This is a genomic window from Dinoroseobacter shibae DFL 12 = DSM 16493, from assembly GCF_000018145.1.
GTDB classification, from domain to species: Bacteria; Pseudomonadota; Alphaproteobacteria; order Rhodobacterales; family Rhodobacteraceae; genus Dinoroseobacter; species Dinoroseobacter shibae.
In genome coordinates this window covers 2,268,806-2,286,196 of sequence record NC_009952.1, presented here as the reverse complement: position 1 = coordinate 2,286,196, position 17,391 = coordinate 2,268,806, and the positions used below count along the sequence as shown (strand labels likewise).

Genomic DNA, 17,391 nt, shown 5'->3' with positions numbered 1-17,391 from the left:
AGTCCGAGGGTCCGGGTGTCAGCCTGCGATGGAGGCCGCGTGGATGCTGTCGATCGTCGCTGCAATGGTTGCGTTGAATTCCGCGTCCGACTGCTGGGCCGACAGTCCCTCGGTCAGCGCACGGGAGAAGGACGCGATCACGCCGGTGTTCTCGGCCAGCTTGGCGTTCGCCTCCTCGCGAGAATACCCGCCGGACAGCGCCACCACCTTCATTACCTTCGCATGCTCGACCAGCGGCAGATACTGGTTCGGCTTGCTCGGCAGGCTGAGTTTGAGCATGATCTGCAGCCCCTCGGGTACGGTGTCGAGATGCGCGAGGATTTCCGCAAGCAACATATCCTCCGCTTCGGCCTTGTCGGCAATCGTGATGGTGACTTCCGGCTCCAGAATCGGCACGAGGCCATGGGCCAGGACCTGTGCGCCGATCTCGAATTGCTGCGCGACGATGGCCTTGATCCCCTTCGGATTGGCCGCTGAGATCACCGAGCGCTCCTTTGTCCCGAAAATGCCCATGGCCGCGGCGCGCGACAGAAGGTCGTCGAGACCCGGCATCGGCTTCATCAGTTGCACGCCGTTGGCCTCGGCCTCCAGCCCCTTGTCGATTTTCAAGAACGGCACGACGCCCTTGTCTTCCCACAGGTAGGCCGGGGCCGATTTGCCCGCGAACTCGCGATCCATGGTCATCTCGAACAGGATCGCTCCGATCACCTTCTCGCCGGTGAAGGCAGGGGCCGCCACGATCCGCGAGCGCATCTGGTGGATCAGGTCGAACATCTCGGCATCCGTGCCATAGGCGTCCTCCTCGATCCCGTAGAGCCGCAGCGCCTTGGGGGTGGAGCCGCCGGACTGGTCGAGGGCCGCGATGAAGCCGTGGCCGGAACGGATCTGGTCTGCTTTGGACATGGGGGACTCCGAAAATCTGTTGACGCGTCGGGTTGCGTCTACCGAAGGCCTGTCACCGCTGCAATTCTGGTCGCGCTAACAGTGGCGGACTCGCTCAGGCGGCTTCCAAGGCGGCCACGCCTGGCAGGGTCTTGCCCTCCATCCATTCCAGAAATGCGCCCCCGGCGGTGGAGATATAGGTGAAATCGTCGGCAACGCCGGCCTTGTTCAGGGCCGCGACCGTGTCGCCGCCCCCGGCGACCGTGATGAGGGTTCCGGCTTTGGTCGCGTCCGCGGCGGCGCGGGCGGCGGCATTGGTGGCCATGTCGAAGGGCGGGATCTCGAACGCGCCGAGCGGGCCATTCCAGATCAGCGTGCGCGCTTGGGCGAACACCTCTTTCAGGGCCGCGACTGTCTCCGGACCTGCATCGAGGATCATCGCATCCCTTGGACATTCCGAGACGGGCAGGGTCTGTGACGGGGCGCCGGCCTCGAACTTTCGCGCGACCACGATGTCCTTGGGCAGGTGAATCGAGCAGCCCGCCCGTGCGGCCTTCTCCATGATCTCGCGCGCGGTATCGGCCATCTCGTGCTCGGCCAGCGATGCACCCACATCGATGCCCTGGGCGGCGAGGAAGGTATTGGCCATGCCGCCCCCGATCACCAGGTCATCTACCTTCTCCACGAGGTTGCCCAGAAGCGCCAGCTTGGTCGACACCTTGGCCCCGCCGACGACCGCGACGACGGGGCGGGTGGGCGTGCCCAAGGCCCTTTGAAGCGCCTCCAGCTCCGCCTGCATCAACCGACCGGCGCAGGAAGGCAGCAGACGCGCGATGCCCTCGGTGGAGGCATGGGCGCGGTGGGCCGCCGAGAAGGCGTCGTTGCAATAGATATCCCCGAGCGCGGCCAGCGCCGCCGCCATTTCGGGATCGTTTTTCTCCTCACCGGGCGCGAAACGGGTGTTTTCCGCCAGAACCACTGTGCATTTCGGCAACGCCTCCAGTGCGGCGCGGTCGGGATGCGCAATGAACTCGACCGGCCGCCCGAGCGCCTCTTCCAGCGCGGGCAAAACGACGCGCAGGGACATCTCGGGCACCACCTTGCCCTTTGGCCGGCCGAAATGCGCCAGCAGCACCGGCAGCCCGCCCTTGGCCAGGATGTCGGTCACTGTCGGCACGATACGCTCGATCCGGGTCGTATCGGTGACCACCCCGTCGGCCACAGGCACGTTGATGTCGACCCGTGTCAGCACGATCTTGCCGTCCAGCGCCATGTCGTCGAGGGTTTTCCAAGTCATGCCTGTCTCCATCTGCGATTGCCGCTGTTCTGCCAGACACGCGGCAAAGGTCAACCCGGGGGCGTGCACGGCACAACCCCGGGGCGGGGCAACACCCGCTTGTCGGTGTGGGCGATTATTGGGTTTCGCATCCTGTCCGGGCCTTCTAGGTTGCCCGTGACAAATGCAGGAGGATGCCAGCATGGCCGATATCAAAGACCCGGAAAATACGATCCTGATGGAGCTCAAGGATGGCACCGTCACTATTGAGTTGCTGCCAGACGTGGCGCCCAAGCACGCCGAGCGCATGAAGGAGCTTGCCCGCGCGGGAGCCTATGACAACGTTGTGTTTCACCGGGTGATCGACGGGTTCATGGCCCAGACCGGGGATGTGGCGAACGGTAACGCGGCCAAGGATTTCAACATCCGCATGGCGGGCACGGGCGGCTCGGACCTGCCGGATCTGCCGGCGGAGTTCTCGTCGCTGCCCCATGACCGGGGCACGCTCGGGGCGGCGCGTTCGGCCAATCCCGACAGCGCGAACTCCCAGTTCTTCATCAACTTTTCGGACAATCACTTCCTGAACGGACAGTACACGGTCTATGGCCGCGTGATCTCGGGTATGGAGCATGTGGACAAGATCGTCCGCGGAGAGCCGCCGATGAACCCCGACCAGATGATCTCCGTGAAGGTGGCGGCCGATGCGTAGTCTTGCCCTGGCGTTGACCCTGTTGGCGAGCCCCGCGCTCGCCACGGGGCTGCAGATCGAGGTCGCGGGCGAGGGGGCCAACGGCACCATCACCATCGACCTGCGCGAGGATATCGCGCCCCAGCATGTCAAGCAAATCTCGGAGTTGGCCGCAGAAGGCGCCTATGACGACGTGGTGTTTCATCGCGTGATCGAAGGCTTCATGGCCCAGACCGGCGATGTCGAACATGGCAAGTTCGGTGGCGATATGCGCCGGGCCGGAACCGGCGCCTCGACCCGTCCCGACCTGCCGGCGGAATTTTCTGACGTGCCGTTCGACCGGGGCGTGGTGGGCATGGCCCGGGCGCAGAGCCCCAACTCGGCGAATTCGCAGTTCTTCATCATGTTCAGCGAAGGGCATTTCCTGAACGGTCAGTACACCGTGGTGGGCGAGGTCACCGACGGTATGGAGGTTGTGGATGCGATCAAGCGCGGCACCGGGCGCAACGGTGCTGTGGTCGGCGCGCCGGACCGCATGGTCAGCGTGACCGTTATCGACTGACCGCGCCGCGCGCGCTGCCATGGGAATGTCACCAGAACGCCTCCGTCGCCCGGGGGCGTTTTTTTTGCCTGTTTTTCGCACTGCCTCATCCCACCTGCCGCCAAGGGCGTAGCGCGCGTGGGCGCAACCGCATCACTCCCGCTGCGTCACCTTGCCGTGAGGCGGGCTGGCGCAGTCAGGGGCGCCGATGCATGCTGGCTCAGGGAAACTGGAGGGCCTGTCATGCTCATGCGAAGTCTTGTCCTGATTACGGCCGGATGTCTTTGGATCGGGGCCGCCAAGGCCGATCCCGAGGCCTGGAAGCAGGAATGGCCAAACACCGATTTTTCGATCAGTGCGGTGCCTTTCGTTGAAATCCTCTCGGGCGGCCCTCCGAAGGACGGCATCCCGGCGCTGAGCGATCCCGAGTTCATTCCGGTGATCGAAGAGGACCGTATCGATCCGCGAGAGCCGGTCATTGCAGTGGAACTGGGTGGCCAGACGCCCCGGGCCTATCCGATCCGCTACCTCACATGGCATGAAATCGTGAACGACACCGTGGGCAAGTTGCCCATCGCGGTGACCTTTTGCCCCTTGTGCAACTCGGCCATCACCTTCGACCGGCGGCTGGAGGACACGGTGATCACCCTGGGTGTGAGCGGCAAGCTGCGTATGTCGGACATGGTCATGTATGATCGCGAAACGGAAAGCTGGTGGCAGCAGGCGGTGGGCGAGGGGATCGTAGGGGTCCACACCGGCAAGGTTCTGGAGCAACTGCCAACCTGGATGGAAAGCTGGGCGGAGTTCTCGAGCCGCAATCCGGACGGGCTGGTCATGGAGGAACCGAGCTGGAGCCGGGACTATGGCCGCAATCCTTATGTGAACTATGACAGCTCCCGGCGGCCGTTTCTCTATTCCGGCGAGATGCCACCGCACGGTATTCCGGCGCTTGCCCGCGTGATTCGGGTCGGCGACCGGGCCTGGCCGATGGAGCGACTGCGCCTCACCGAGGAGCTGACCGAAGACGGTGTGACGATTTCCTGGCGGGCGGGTAAGGCCTCGGCTCTGGATACGTCTCGGATCGGCGATGGCAAGGATGTCGGCAGCATCCGGGTGCGGGACGCGGAGGGCAACGATCTGCCCCATGACGTGATGTTCGCTTTCGCCTATCACGCCTTTTGGCCCGAGGGCGCATGGATTCTGGGAGATCGGTGATCCAAAGGCGCGGGCTGACGCCCGCATGACATGTTTTGTGGGCGCTGGCTGCGAAGGTCGTGCGCCTGGGGCGAACCGCGCCGTTTTTGGTAACCCGCGGGCGAACAGCGGCCTGGCCGTGCCTCCGGCACCGAGGCGTCGACGGTGAGTCGAGCGGATCGCTTCGTGTCGGGTGGTCTTGCTGAGAAAAAGAAGCTGTCTCAGTCCGCACGTTTGATCAGGGCATGACGCTTGCGGCCTGCGCTGAGTTTGATCGGGGCGGCGAGGCGGTCTGCGTCGATCATAAGGCCCGCATCGGTCAGCGGCGCATCGTCGAGCTTGGCGCCGTTTTCCGCGATCAGGCGCTTGGCTTCCTTGCCGGACTTGGCCAGCCCGCTGCGGGTGATGAGTTGCACGACCGAGATCCCGTCGCCGATCTCGTCGGTGGTCAGGGTCAGGGTCGGCAGATCCTCGCCCGCGCCGCCCTTTTCGAACACTTCGCGGGCAGTGGCTTCGGCGGCTTGCGCAGCCTCCGGCCCGTGCAGGAGGGCGGTGACCGCATTGGCAAGGATGATCTTGGCGTCGTTGATCTCCGACCCCGCGAGCGCGCCGAGCCGGTCGCATTCCTCCAGCGGCAATTCGGTGTAGAGTTTCAGGAAACGGCCAACATCCGCATCGGTGGTGTTGCGCCAGAACTGCCAGAACTCGTAAGGCGAGAGCATGTCGCCATTCAGCCAGATCGCGCCACCCTGGCTTTTGCCCATCTTGCGCCCGTCCGACGTGGTGAGCAGCGGCGAGGTCAGCCCGTAGACCTCCTGGTCGAGGATGCGACGCGTGAGGTCGATCCCGTTCACGATATTGCCCCACTGGTCCGAGCCGCCCATTTGCAACCGGCAGCCATAGCGGCGGTTGAGCTCCATGAAGTCATAGGCCTGCAGGATCATGTAGTTGAATTCAAGAAAGCTTAGGGATTGCTCCCGGTCCAGCCGGGATTTGACCGACTCGAAGCTCAGCATCCGGTTAACGCTGAAATGGCGGCCTACATCGCGCAGGAATTCAAGGTAGTTCAGCCCGTCCAGCCACTCGGCATTGTTCAGCATCAGCGCATCGGTCGGCCCGTCGCCATAGGTGAGGTAGCTGGAAAACACCTGCTTCATACCGGCGATATTGGCGTCGATCTGCTCGGCGCCCAGCAAGGGTCTCTCGTCAGACCGGAAACTGGGGTCGCCCACCTTGGTCGTCCCGCCGCCCATGAGCGTGATCGGTTTGTGTCCGGTTTTCTGCAGCCAGCGCAGCATCATGATGTTCAGAAGATGCCCTACATGAAGCGAGGCGGCGGTCGCGTCATACCCGATATAGGTGGGGACAACGCCCTTGCTCATGGCCTCGTCCAGCCCCTGATAGTCGGTACAATCCGCCAGGAAACCGCGCTCCATCATCACGCGCATGAAGTCGGATTTGGGCTGGTAGGTCATTGCCGGATCGGTCCATCTTGGGGTGTCGCGTGGTCTATATCGGGGACGGGAATGAAGGGAAAGCCGCTTTGGGCGCTTGGCTGCATGTCGGGCACTTCGCTGGACGGGGTCGATGCAGCACTGGTGCTGACTGACGGGGAGCGCGTGCTGGAGCAAGGGCCAAGCGCCTACCGACCCTATAGCGCGACGGAGCGTGCGGCCTTGCGCGCGGTGCTGGGCCGTTGGCCGGGGCCGGGATTGGAAGCAGCACTGGCGGTGGTCCAATCTGCCCATGCGGAGATTATCTCTGGATTTCAAGATGTTGAAATTGTTGGTTTTCATGGCCAGACGCTCGCCCATGGTCCACGTGGGGCCGGCACCCATCAACTCGGTGACGGGGCGGCGCTGTCACAGGCGCTTGGTGTGCCCGTGGTCTGGGATTTTCGCAGCGTGGATGTGTCCCTGGGCGGGGAAGGTGCGCCGCTTGCGCCGATTTATCACTGGGCGGTCGCGCGCCATGCGAGATTGGAAAATCCCGTGTGTTTTCTGAATCTTGGTGGTGTCGGGAACCTGACATACGTGGACCCTTCCAAGGGGCCGGAGGCGATTCTGGCCTTCGACACCGGCCCGGCAAATGCTCCGATCGACGACCTGGTGTTGGGGCGGACAGGCCAGCCTTTTGACACGGGTGGGGCGCTGGCGGCGGAAGGGCAAATCGTTCAGCCCATCATCGACCGGCTTCTGGATCAGGATTATTTTGTAAGAAAACCACCTAAATCATTGGATAGAAACGACTTTTACTGGTTGTTGGAGGCAGTTTGCGAACTAGAGACGCCTGATGCGGTCGCCACCCTGACCGCCTGCGCGGCCGCGGCCGTGGCGGCGGGTGTTTCCCTCATGCCCCAAGCACCTTCGGCGATAGTCCTATGTGGCGGGGGTCGAAAAAACAATTATATGAAACAGAGCATTGCGAAATTTACTTCATGTGACGTGACAGACGTCGATGCGCTCGGCTTCGACGGAGACATGATCGAGGCGCAAGCGTTCGGTTTCATGGCCGTGCGGGTTCTGAACGGCGCGCCCACGTCCTTCCCCGGCACCACGGGGGTCGCGGCGCCCGTGGGGGGGGGCGTCACGAGTGGGCTGAACTGATCCGGCTTGCGCTGGCGTCTAGGGCGCGCGCGGAATGTCGAAGCCTGCCGGCGCCAGGGTGAAGCCCTCGAACCTGAACCCCGGTGACACGGTGCAACTCACCAGGCTCCACCCATCTGCAGTGGTGGCCGTGCTTGTCGCAGCTTGCCAGTGGTCCGGCGGCACGATGGCCTGTGGGCTACCTGCGTCCAGATCGGCGCACAGCCGGTGATGCCGGGCTGGACCGGCCTTGGTCGCGGCGATCCACAGGTCCAGCGGTGCGCCCCCATGCCAGAGCCAGATCTCCGTCGCGTCCACCTTGTGCCAGTGGCTTCGCTCCCCGGTCTTGAGCAGGAAGTAGATGGCAGTGCCCGCAGGACGGGCACCCGGGGCCGCCTCGGCGACCCAGGTCTGGCGGTACCAGCCTCCTTCGGGATGGGGGGCAAGGTCCAGGCGGCGGATGATTTCGTCGGCGGTCATGGCGCTCTCAGGGGCCCAGTTCGGATGCCGGGCGATGCTCCCGCCACAGGATATAGAGACCGGCCGAGACCGTGACAGCGATCCCCAGCGCCGCAAGACCATTCGGCAGATCTTGGAAGATCATCCAGCCGATCGCCGTGGCGAAGGGTATCTCGAGATACTGCATCGGGGCCAGCGTCGCGGAGGGTGCCAGCCGCAAGGCCCAAGTCATGGCGAGATGCGCCGCGGTGCCTATCGCGCCGAGCAGGGCCAGAAGCAGCAGAACCGGACCATCAGGCCAGAACTGGCGCGCGCCGAGAGCTTCGGCCGAGATCAGCCATCCAAGCAACAGCACCGCACTTGCCATCCAGCCCGACAGGGCTTGAAGCCGCACCGGGTCCACATCGCGCGCGAGTTGCCGAGTGGTCAGCATGAACAGTGCAAAGCACACAGCAACCCCCAGCGGCAGCAGGGCCGGGGCGCCGACCTGCGCGAAACTCGGCTGCACGATCAGCAACGTGCCGGCGAACCCGACCACGCAGGCCCAGATCCGGCGCGGCCCAACCTCTTCGCCCAGTACGTATTTTGCCAGCACCAGCATGAAGAATGGCATCACGAAGGCAATCGCGATGGCATCGGCCAGCGGCAGGTAGCGCAACGCCGTGAACATCATGCCGATGCCCAGCATGTGCAGTCCCGTACGCACCGCCATCAACCGCCATTGCCGCCCCGAGAGCTGCGGGCCCCGACGCAGCGTAAGCGGCGTGAGCAGAATGGCCTGGCTGGCAAATCGCACGAACAGCAGCACAACCAGGGGCACGACATCGCCGAGCACCTTGGCGATCCCGTCGCCGAGCGGCGCCAGAGCACAAAAAAGCAGCATCAGGCCGATGCCGAGAAGGGGGCGATCCCGGGGCATGGCATGACCCTAGGCGCGGGACCGCTCGCAGGAAAGGCATATGGCGAAGCGGTGCGTGCGGCCCGATTAACTGTTTGGCAAAGCGCAGCTGGCATGGTGGTGGACTATAGTCAGTTTGGGGACGACCATATGACCAGTAAGCGTCGGTATGCCTTGCTATTCGCCATCATCGCCTGCGCAGCGCTGCCTGCAACCAGCGCCTATGTGCTGTACGAGGTGACGGACAATCCGACCCTGCGTCCGCTCGGCATCACGCAGGAACGTCTTGCTTCGGTCAATGGGGGCCCCTCGGAGGGCGTGTCGATACTGGTCCGCGTCGACTGGGGGGCAGACCGCCGGGACGGCATAACCCAGCGCGAGCTGCGCGAGATCATCGCCAGCACGCTCTCCAGTCGCACCGACAGTTTCGTGTTTCAGTTCGAGGATGTGCCGGGGTCGGAGATCGGCATCACATTCAGCGTCGGAGTGAACAGCTACGGCCCCTTCCCGAAAGAACGGATGATCGACGGGATCATGCCGTCCCTGATCGCTCTCGACGCCACAAAGCGCGCCCGCGGCAACGATCGGAGCTGACCGCATCGCGCGGGCGGTGCGATGTCGATCTGCCTGCGCGCACCCGCCGCGCTCGGAGCGCGAGAGGAACCTTTCCGCTACTGCACCGTTGATCCTTCAGACAGCGCCGAGAACGGCGCAGCAGATACAGGAGGATTTTCCATGACCCGCTTGAGCCTTGCTCTCATCGCCACGACCGCCATGTGTAGCCCTGCCTTCGCGATGAGTGGCGCAGACGAGGGCAACACAGTGTCCGAGGTCCAATCCCATGCGACAGAAGCCGCCGAGACCGTCGAAAACGGTGCATCCGAAGTGTATGATCGGATAACCGAAGAGATCAGCGATGCCGCCGCTGCAGTGGAAAGCGCCACGACGTCCAGTACGGAGCAGGCCGCAGAGGTCGGTGGTGATGCCGCCAGCGCGGTCGAGGACGTCTATAACTCGGCTGTCGAGACCACGAAAAAAGCCTATGCGGAAGCAATTGATGAAGTTGAGCACACGAAAGAAACCCTCGCCGCCCGCGCGGAAATGGGCGAGGCGCGCGTCCTCACACCGATCGACCTCGATAATCGGTCCGACTTCATCAGGGCCAGCGACATCATCGGGGCCGACATCTATACCGCCCGCGCGGCGATGGAACCTGGCGCCTGGCGAGAAGCCACGCGCATTGCCGACGATTGGGATAACATCGGCAACGTGGTCGAAATGGTTGTCGGGCCGGACGGAAACCTGCGGGGCCTTGTCGCCGAAGTGGGCGGCGTTCTCGGGATGGGCGATGCCCATGTCCTGATCGAGATGTCGGACCTGCATCGCACCATGCCTGACGATGATGGCAACTTCGCCTTCGTGACGTGGATGTCCGAGGAGGATCTGAAAAACGAGCGCCCGGTCGAAAAGGATTGGTGGCAGTAAGAACGGGTAAGGGGGCCGACCGGCCCCCTTTTCTTCGAACATCAAAACTTTCTCGCGAAGCTCGCCCGCCTAGGCTCAGCGCAGGATCGACCGGCCCGCGTAGATCGCCGTCTCGCCCAGTTCGTCCTCGATCCGGATGAGTTGGTTGTATTTCGCCAGCCGGTCCGAGCGCGCCAGCGAGCCAGTCTTGATCTGCCCGCAATTCGTGGCCACGGCGAGGTCGGCAATGGTGGCATCCTCGGTCTCGCCGGAGCGGTGCGACATCACGCAAGTCATCCGGTTGCGATGGGCCAGGTCCACCGCCGAAAGGGTTTCGGTCAGGGTGCCGATCTGGTTGACCTTCACCAGCAGGGAATTGGCGCAGCCCTTCTGGATACCCTCGGCCAGCCGTGCAGGGTTCGTGACGAACAGGTCATCGCCCACAAGCTGCACCCGGTCGCCCAGACGCTCGGTCAGCAGCGCCCAACCTTCCCAGTCGTCCTCGGAACAGCCATCCTCGATCGACAGGATCGGGTAGTCGTTCACCAGCGCCTCGAGGTAGTCGACATTGGCCTCGGGGGTCAGGGTCTTGCCCTCGCCCTTCATCTCGTAGCGCCCGTCCTCGAAATACTCGGTCGCGGCACAATCCAAGGCGAGATAGATGTCTTCGCCCGGCGTATAGCCGGCCTTTTCGATCGCCTTCAGCACGAAGTCCAGCGCATCGCGGGTGGAGCTGAGGTTCGGCGCAAAGCCGCCCTCATCGCCGATGCCGGTCGACAGGCCCGCGGCCGACAGTTCCTTCTTCAAGGTGTGGAACACCTCGGCGCCCATGCGCACGGCCTCGGCGATGCTGTCGGCCGAGACCGGCATGATCATGAATTCCTGGATATCGATCGGATTGTCCGCATGCTCGCCGCCGTTGATGATATTCATCATGGGCACCGGCAGAACCCGCGCCGAGGTGCCGCCCACATAGCGATAGAGCGGCTGGCCCGTGGCCTCGGCGGCAGCCTTGGCGACCGCCAGCGACACGCCCAGGATCGCATTGGCACCAAGGCGGCTCTTGTTCGGGGTCCCGTCCAGTTCGATCATCGCGCTGTCGATGCCCACCTGGTCGGTCGCGTCGATGCCCATCAGGGCCTCGGCGATCTCGCCATTGACGAAGGCCACCGCCGTCTTGACGCCTTTGCCGAAATACCGTGCTGTGTCCTTGTCGCGCAGCTCGACCGCCTCGTAGGCGCCGGTAGACGCACCTGACGGCACCGCCGCCCGGCCCAGGGTGCCGTCTTCGAGCGTGACGTCCACCTCCACCGTCGGGTTGCCCCGGCTATCAAGAATTTCGCGAGCATAGACATCAACGATCAGTGACATGGGGTCTGTTCCTCTCAGGCGCCGGATTTGCGGCTGTGCATAGCAGGGGTTCTGCGTGGATTGAACTGCTGAATCCGGTCTGCAAGTTGGAATTGTTATCGCTAACATAATTTCTGGGTCTTTCCGGCAACGCCAAGCCCGGCCATCCTTGGTGCGTCGGTGCCATGCAGCATCGGGGCTTCGGAAGGCAGGCAAGGTCATGACCCTCTACAGCAGCGGTATCGCCCCGGTGGGGACGATCTGTGATTTGCGCTCGGATACCGTGACCCGGCCCTGCGCCGGGATGCGCGCGGCGATGGCGGACGCCGAGGTAGGGGATGACTGCTACGGCGAGGATCCAACCGTGTTGCGCCTGGAAGCGGTCCTGGCGGAGCGGACGGACAAGGCGGCGGGGCTGTTTTTTCCAACCGGCTGCATGAGCAACCTGGCCGCCCTGATGGCCCAATGCGCCCGCGGCGAAGAGGTGATTGTGGGACGCGACTACCATGTCTACGCGGATGAGGCGGCCTCGGCGAGTGTTCTGGGTGCACTGTCACTGGTTCCGATACCGGTGGCAGAAGATGGCGGGCTGGAGCCTGCAGAGATCCGCGCGGCACTGAAGCCGGAGGATGTGCATTACGCCCGCTCGCGCCTGCTGTGCCTTGAAAACACCGTGGGCGGGCGCGCGGTGCCGCTGGCTCGAATGGCAGCAGCAGTGCGGACCGGGCGGGAGGCGGGGCTTTCGGTCCACCTCGATGGTGCGCGGTTCTTCAACGCAGTGACGGCACTGGGCTCTAGCGAGGCGGAACTGGCGGGCTTGGCGGATACCGTGTCGCTCTGCCTCTCCAAGGGGCTGGGGGCGCCTGCGGGAACGGTGCTGGTCGGACCCACACCCGTGATTGCCGAGGCGCGGCGGCTGCGCAAGCTGTTGGGGGGCGGGATGCGCCAGTCTGGGGTGCTGGCCGCGGCGGGCCTCTGGGCGCTGGAGCACCAGCTGCCGAGACTGGCAGAGGATCACGCCCGGGCCGCACGCCTCGCGCGGGCCCTGATCCCGCTCGGGACGGTACGGCAAGGCACCAACATGGTCTTCTTCACGCCGCCGGTGCAGAACCGCGCCGCGCTCGCGGCACGCATGGCGGGGCAGGGTGTGCGGATCAGCGATCCGGGCGAAGGTGCGATCCGGCTGGTGGTGCACAGGGATGTGGACGACGCCGCCCTGACGGCCGCAATCGCTGCGTTCGAGAGTTGTCTCTGACCTTCGTCTGAGGGTGACGAAGCCCGTTCGAACGGGCTTGACCACGCGATTTGGAAATCGCGTCCCAAGCGCCTTGCAAGGCGCTTTATCAAGGCGTTTCGAAACGCCTTTTTGCCGTCAGTGCACGGGCTTGATGAAGGTGCCGTTGTTGAGATCCCGCATCGCTTGCTGCAGTTCGGCGCGGGTGTTCATCACGATCGGCCCATGCCACGCCACGGGCTCCTCGATCGGGCGCCCAGAGACCAACAGGAACCGGGCGCCCTCGGGGCCCGATGTCACCGAAATCTCGTCCCCAGTGTCGAAGCGAACCAGCGTGCGATTGCCCGACATGTCACGGATGTTGATCTCCTCTCCGGCAACCTCCTTCTCGACGCGCACCCCCACGGGCGCGGAAGCGTCGCGGAACCGCGCCGCCCCCGCGAACACATAGGCAAAGGTGTTGGCATAGGTGTCCACGGGAAGGACGCGGCGCGTGTTTGGCGGCATGGAAATGTCGAGATACTGGGGCTCGGCCGCGATCCCGTCCACGGGGCCGCGCACGCCCCAGAAACTGCCGGTGATCACGCGGGCCCGGGTGCCGTCATCCTCGATCACTTCGGGAATGTCGCTGCCCGCGATGTCCTGGTACCGCGGCGTGGTCATCTTCTGCGCACTGGGCAGATTTGCCCACAACTGAAACCCATGCATCTGCCCGGCGGCATTCCCGCGAGGCATTTCCTGGTGCAGGATCCCCGACCCGGCGGTCATCCACTGTACCGATCCTGCGCCAAGCGTGCCTCGATTGCCGAGGCTGTCACCGTGGTCCACCTCACCTTCCAGCACATAGGTGATCGTCTCGATCCCCCGGTGCGGGTGCCAGGGGAAACCTTTTTCATAGGCCTGCGGATCGTCGTTGCGGAAATCGTCCAGCAACAGGAAGGGATCGCTGTCGGACGGGTCGCCGAAGCCGAACACGCGGTGCAGGTGTACGCCCGCACCCTCCATCGTGGGTTGCGCCATATGTGTCGATTTCACGGGGCGAAAGGTCATCGCGCATCTCCTGCTGTCTGACTGGAAACATGGCGGCCTTCGCGAGGCCCGGCAACGCGCGGGACGCACAGGGCTTGTGCGTCCTCACTTCTTCTTCATCGGCACGCCGTAGAGTTCGAGCTTGTGGCCCTTCAGCCGGTAACCCAGCTTCTCTGCGATCTTTTCTTGCAGCGCTTCGATCTCGGGCGAGACGAATTCGATCACCTTGCCCGAATTGAGGTCGATCAGGTGGTCGTGGTGGTCGCGCTCGGCATCCTCGTAGCGCGCGCGGCCATCGCCGAAATCGACCTTCTCAAGGATCCCGGCCTCCTCGAACAGTTTGACCGTGCGGTAGACCGTGGCGAGCGAGATGCTGGGATCGAGCGCGGTGGCGCGCGCGTAAAGCTCTTCCACATCCGGGTGGTCCCGCGCCGCGTCCAGAACCGTCGCGATCACGCGGCGCGGTCCGGTGATGCGCAGGCCCTTGGTCTCGCAGCGGCTGAGGATCGTATCGGTCATGTGCGTCCCGTGGATGGTGCCAAGACTGATACGCAATCGCGCCGCGCAGTTCCAGTGCCAAGGAACGGCCGCGCCTGCACCGTCTGCCCGGGGGCTTGCAGGTTTCGGATCAGCCCGGAAGCGTCGGCGCGCCCATCCGCCGGTGCAGGGCGGCACGCTGGGCTGCCGTCAGACCAAGCGCGGTGCCAAGATCGGTCAGGAAACGCGCCTCGGCCGGGCTGTCGAGCCTGATCGTCATCAGCGCCGCGCCGTAGACCCGGTCGCGCAGCCCCTCCGGCGTGTCCGCCGCGAGGCCTGCAGGATCGAGCGGGGCCTGCATCTGTGCCGTGACGAAAGCGACCTCGCCGGGGCTGGCGTCGCCCACGGTGGCGAGGATGCGTTGTTTCTCCTGCATGTCGATGCCGCCGTCGGACTTGGCCGCTTGGATCATCGCCCGAAGTAGCAGCTTGGCGGTGTCCTCCTCCTCCCGGCCGGCCGCACCGTCGTCGATATGGCCCGACAGGATGTCGCCGAGGCTGGTGGTCGCGGCCGCCGCGCCGCCTGCCAATCCCAGAACGCCCGCGAGCCCGGCAAGCCCAAGCAAGCCGCCATCTCCGTCACCTCCAGCACCATCGCGCAGATTGTCGAACACACCGCCAAGGCCGCCGGACTCGTCACCGAACAGCCCGCCAAGGGTGCCTTCGGTCTCGGCCCCGCCGAACAGGCTGCCCGCCTCGGCCTGCCCGCCGCCGAGCAAAGCTGCCAGCCCTTCGCCCCCGGACAGCTTGTCCACTCCCCGGGCCGCGGCGTAGCCGATGGCCACCTTGGCCAGCGTTCCCATGAAACTCATCCGATCTCTCCCTTCAACCGGGCACCAGCTTGCCACAGGCAACGCCGCCGGTCATCCGGGAAAGCCGTGGGGAAGCAAGCCAGGGCTCACCTCTGCCGGGGTGCTTGCATATCCCGCGTGCCCGACCCAGCAACCTCTGCGCGCGCGGCCTTCTGCGCGGCCCGTGCCTGTCGGCTGAGCGCCCGGGCCAATGGCGCCACTGTCAAACCTTGTACCACGATCGAGAAGATCACGACCACATAGACCGCCGTCAGCAGCACCTGCGTCCACTCGGTTTCGGGCAGGGATAGAACCAGCGCCACCGAAATCCCGCCCTTCAGCCCGCCCCAGGTCATGATCGGGATCGCCTCCGGGGTCAGGTCGGCGGGACTGCGCACGAGGTAGAGCGGGATTGCCACCGCCGCGAGCCGCGCGATCAGCGACAGGACAATCGCGCCGACGATCAGCCCGAAAGATGCGTGACTGAAGGTGACGGCGAAAATCTCGAACCCGATCATCAGGAAGAGGATCGCGTTCAGGATCTGGTCGATCAGGTGCCAGAACATGTCGACCTGGGTCCGCGTCAGCTCGGACATGCGGTGCTCGGACAGAACCTCGCCGATCATCAGCCCTGCGACCACGGCCATGATCGGGGCCGATACCCCCAGCCACACGGACAGCGAATACCCTCCGAGCGCCAGTGCCAGGGTCAGCATCACGTCAAGCGCGTAATCGTCCACCCGAACCATCAGCTTGAAGGTCAGCCAGCCCAGCACCAGCCCGACCAGCGCCCCGCCCCCAGCCTTCCGCACGAACAGAAAGACCGCGTTGAAGAACCCCGCGTCCATGTGGGCCTGCGCCGGAAAGGCCAGTCCCACGAGGATCAGGAACACCACGTATCCGACCCCGTCATTGAACAGGCTCTCGCCCGCGATCTTGGTCTCAAGGCTCTTGGGCATGTTCGTTGAGCGCAACACGCCCAGAACGGCGACGGGGTCGGTGGGCGAGATCAACGCCCCGAACACCAGCGCGATCAGCACCGGTGCGCCCGCAAGCGCCCAGAACCCCACGCCCGCCACTACGGTGGAGATCAGCACGCCGAGGGTCGCCATGAGCAGCACGATGCGGCCTTCGTGGCGCAGGTCCGAGATCTTCACATGCAGCGCCCCGGCAAAGAGCAGCAGGCCCAGCATCCCGTCGAGCAGCGCGTCGGAGAATTCCAGCCGCGCCACCATTCCTGTCACGGCCTCGCGCATGACGCTCTGCGGAAAGAGCGCGTCGATCCCCATCACCGAGAGCGAGGCAGCAAGCGCCACCAGCAAGATCCCGATCGAGGGGGGCAGGCGTAGGTACAGGTGATTGATGACACCGAAGAGAGCGGCGATCACCACCAGCAGCGACGCGATCTGAAAGAAATCCATGGGCGGGCTCGTCCTCGGGTCCGGGTTGCGACCGCACCGGCAACGGAGTACCGAGAAGGGCGCTGACCGGAGATTTGCATGCCCCCCCGCGAGAGTATAGACGCCTTCGGTGCCGTGGCGCTGGTGGGCTTCGCCCTGCTGATGGGGCTCAACCAGGTCGCGATCAAGATCGTGGGCGATGGCTTGCAGCCGGTCTTTGCCGCAGGACTGCGCTCACTGGGCGCGATGATCTGCATCTGGCTCTGGATGCGGTTTCGCGGGCTGCCTCTGAAGGTGGCGCCGGGGACGGTCAAGGCGGGGCTGGCAATCGGAGCGCTCTTTGCGATCGAGTTCCTGTGCCTGTTCATCGCGCTCGACATCAATAACGTCACCCGGGTCAGCGTTCTGATGTATTCCATGCCAGTCTGGCTGACGTTGATTGGCCATTGGGTTTTGCCGGGCGAGCGGATGTCGCTGTCCAAGGCGGTCGGGCTGGCCCTGGCCTTTGCCGGGGTGATCGTGGCCTTCGCAAGCCGTGGCAGCGACCTGGTCACAGGGAGCTTCTGGGGCGATCTCTTGGCCCTCGGGGCGGCAATCAGCTGGGCGGGGATCGGACTGCTCGCCAAGGCCTCGGCGCTGAAGACTGTGCGCCCCGAGATGCAGCTGATGTGGCAAGTGGCGGTCTCGGCGGCGGTACTTCTGGCGTTAGCGCCGTTTTTCGGGCCACTGGTGCGGGATCTCGCGCCGATCCATGTCGGCTCGCTGCTGTTTCAGATCGTGGTTATCGTCTCTGCGGGCTACATCTTCTGGCTCTGGCTGTTGTCGATCTACCCCGCCGGAGGGGTGTCGAGCTTTGCCTTCCTGATGCCGCTGAGCGGTTTCGGGTTCGGCTGGCTGTTGCTTGACGAGCCCCTGAGCGCGAGCCTCTGGCTGTCTCTGGGGTTGCTGCTGGTGGGGCTCGTTCTGATCAACCGGCCGCGCCGGGCGCGCTGAGCGGGCCAAGCCCGTTGCAACGGGCTTAAGCGCCTTGCAAGGCGCTTGGCCCGGCTCCGGCCATCGGCGCG

18 protein-coding genes are annotated in these 17,391 nt (G+C 64.6%); 8 read left to right on the top strand and 10 right to left on the bottom strand.

Annotated elements, in window-relative coordinates:
* Positions 1-18 precede the first annotated feature (18 nt).
* Together DSHI_RS10970 and DSHI_RS10965 are read right to left on the bottom strand one after the other, a co-directional pair.
* Complete coding sequence (locus DSHI_RS10970; protein WP_012178824.1) at positions 19-903, bottom strand: fructose bisphosphate aldolase; 885 nt, start codon at positions 901-903, stop codon at positions 19-21.
* Between the two features lie 94 nt (positions 904-997).
* Entirely contained in the window at positions 998-2,179 is a 1,182-nt protein-coding gene (locus DSHI_RS10965) for a phosphoglycerate kinase (RefSeq protein ID WP_012178823.1), read from the bottom strand.
* 181 nt (positions 2,180-2,360) lie between these two features.
* Between DSHI_RS10965 and DSHI_RS10960 the strand changes: the two genes are divergently transcribed.
* The 3 genes from DSHI_RS10960 (at position 2,361) to DSHI_RS10950 (ending at position 4,602) form a co-directional block, all read left to right on the top strand.
* Positions 2,361-2,867, top strand: coding sequence for a peptidylprolyl isomerase (locus tag DSHI_RS10960; protein WP_044027783.1), 507 nt, complete (start codon positions 2,361-2,363; stop codon positions 2,865-2,867).
* On the top strand, positions 2,860-3,408 hold the full coding sequence (locus DSHI_RS10955; protein ID WP_012178821.1) for a peptidylprolyl isomerase: 549 nt from the start codon (positions 2,860-2,862) through the stop codon (positions 3,406-3,408). The genes DSHI_RS10960 and DSHI_RS10955 overlap by 8 nt, the downstream gene beginning before the upstream one ends.
* Before the next feature lie 222 nt (positions 3,409-3,630).
* The gene (locus DSHI_RS10950; RefSeq protein ID WP_012178820.1) at positions 3,631-4,602 is read left to right on the top strand and encodes a DUF3179 domain-containing protein; all 972 of its coding nucleotides are present in this window, start codon (positions 3,631-3,633) and stop codon (positions 4,600-4,602) included.
* 200 nt (positions 4,603-4,802) lie between these two features.
* Here DSHI_RS10950 and tyrS read toward each other — a convergent pair whose 3' ends face one another.
* The gene (tyrS, locus tag DSHI_RS10945) at positions 4,803-6,056 is read right to left on the bottom strand and encodes a tyrosine--tRNA ligase (RefSeq protein ID WP_012178819.1); all 1,254 of its coding nucleotides are present in this window, start codon (positions 6,054-6,056) and stop codon (positions 4,803-4,805) included.
* A 51-nt stretch (positions 6,057-6,107) separates the two neighbouring features.
* Here tyrS and DSHI_RS10940 point away from each other — a divergent pair, with 51 nt between their 5' ends.
* Positions 6,108-7,187: an anhydro-N-acetylmuramic acid kinase gene (locus DSHI_RS10940; protein ID WP_012178818.1), complete on the top strand. Its 1,080-nt coding sequence runs from the start codon at positions 6,108-6,110 to the stop codon at positions 7,185-7,187.
* Between the two features lie 18 nt (positions 7,188-7,205).
* On the opposite strand, the gene DSHI_RS10935 is transcribed toward DSHI_RS10940, so the two are convergent.
* Together DSHI_RS10935 and DSHI_RS10930 are read right to left on the bottom strand one after the other, a co-directional pair.
* A complete protein-coding gene (locus DSHI_RS10935; protein WP_012178817.1) occupies positions 7,206-7,646 on the bottom strand; it encodes a cupin domain-containing protein in 441 nt (146 codons plus the stop codon).
* Between the two features lie 7 nt (positions 7,647-7,653).
* Positions 7,654-8,544, bottom strand: a complete 891-nt coding sequence (locus DSHI_RS10930; RefSeq protein WP_012178816.1) for a DMT family transporter — start codon at positions 8,542-8,544, stop codon at positions 7,654-7,656.
* Between the two features lie 129 nt (positions 8,545-8,673).
* Between DSHI_RS10930 and DSHI_RS10925 the strand changes: the two genes are divergently transcribed.
* Together DSHI_RS10925 and DSHI_RS21410 are read left to right on the top strand one after the other, a co-directional pair.
* Positions 8,674-9,117 (top strand): hypothetical protein, encoded by a 444-nt coding sequence (locus DSHI_RS10925; RefSeq protein ID WP_083768425.1) that lies wholly within the window; start codon positions 8,674-8,676, stop codon positions 9,115-9,117.
* Between the two features lie 141 nt (positions 9,118-9,258).
* Entirely contained in the window at positions 9,259-10,008 is a 750-nt protein-coding gene (locus DSHI_RS21410) for a PRC-barrel domain-containing protein (RefSeq protein ID WP_012178814.1), read from the top strand.
* A 75-nt stretch (positions 10,009-10,083) separates the two neighbouring features.
* Here the strand turns inward: DSHI_RS21410 and eno are convergent, their stop codons facing one another.
* Positions 10,084-11,358 carry a phosphopyruvate hydratase gene (gene eno, locus DSHI_RS10915; protein WP_012178813.1) on the bottom strand — a complete coding sequence of 425 codons (1,275 nt, stop codon included), beginning with the start codon at positions 11,356-11,358 and terminating at the stop codon, positions 10,084-10,086.
* Positions 11,359-11,557: 199 nt separating this feature from the next.
* Between eno and ltaE the strand changes: the two genes are divergently transcribed.
* Complete coding sequence (gene ltaE, locus DSHI_RS10910) at positions 11,558-12,592, top strand: low-specificity L-threonine aldolase (RefSeq protein ID WP_012178812.1); 1,035 nt, start codon at positions 11,558-11,560, stop codon at positions 12,590-12,592.
* 117 nt (positions 12,593-12,709) lie between these two features.
* Here ltaE and DSHI_RS10905 read toward each other — a convergent pair whose 3' ends face one another.
* The 4 genes from DSHI_RS10905 to DSHI_RS10890 form a co-directional block, all read right to left on the bottom strand.
* Positions 12,710-13,621 carry a pirin family protein gene (locus DSHI_RS10905; protein WP_012178811.1) on the bottom strand — a complete coding sequence of 304 codons (912 nt, stop codon included), beginning with the start codon at positions 13,619-13,621 and terminating at the stop codon, positions 12,710-12,712.
* Positions 13,622-13,705: 84 nt separating this feature from the next.
* On the bottom strand, positions 13,706-14,119 hold the full coding sequence (locus DSHI_RS10900) for a Fur family transcriptional regulator (RefSeq protein ID WP_012178810.1): 414 nt from the start codon (positions 14,117-14,119) through the stop codon (positions 13,706-13,708).
* A 109-nt stretch (positions 14,120-14,228) separates the two neighbouring features.
* Positions 14,229-14,948, bottom strand: coding sequence for a DUF533 domain-containing protein (locus tag DSHI_RS10895; RefSeq protein ID WP_012178809.1), 720 nt, complete (start codon positions 14,946-14,948; stop codon positions 14,229-14,231).
* An 86-nt stretch (positions 14,949-15,034) separates the two neighbouring features.
* A complete protein-coding gene (locus DSHI_RS10890; RefSeq protein ID WP_012178808.1) occupies positions 15,035-16,348 on the bottom strand; it encodes a cation:proton antiporter in 1,314 nt (437 codons plus the stop codon).
* Between the two features lie 78 nt (positions 16,349-16,426).
* Between DSHI_RS10890 and DSHI_RS10885 the strand changes: the two genes are divergently transcribed.
* Positions 16,427-17,320, top strand: a complete 894-nt coding sequence (locus DSHI_RS10885) for a DMT family transporter (protein ID WP_012178807.1) — start codon at positions 16,427-16,429, stop codon at positions 17,318-17,320.
* Positions 17,321-17,391 lie beyond the last annotated feature (71 nt).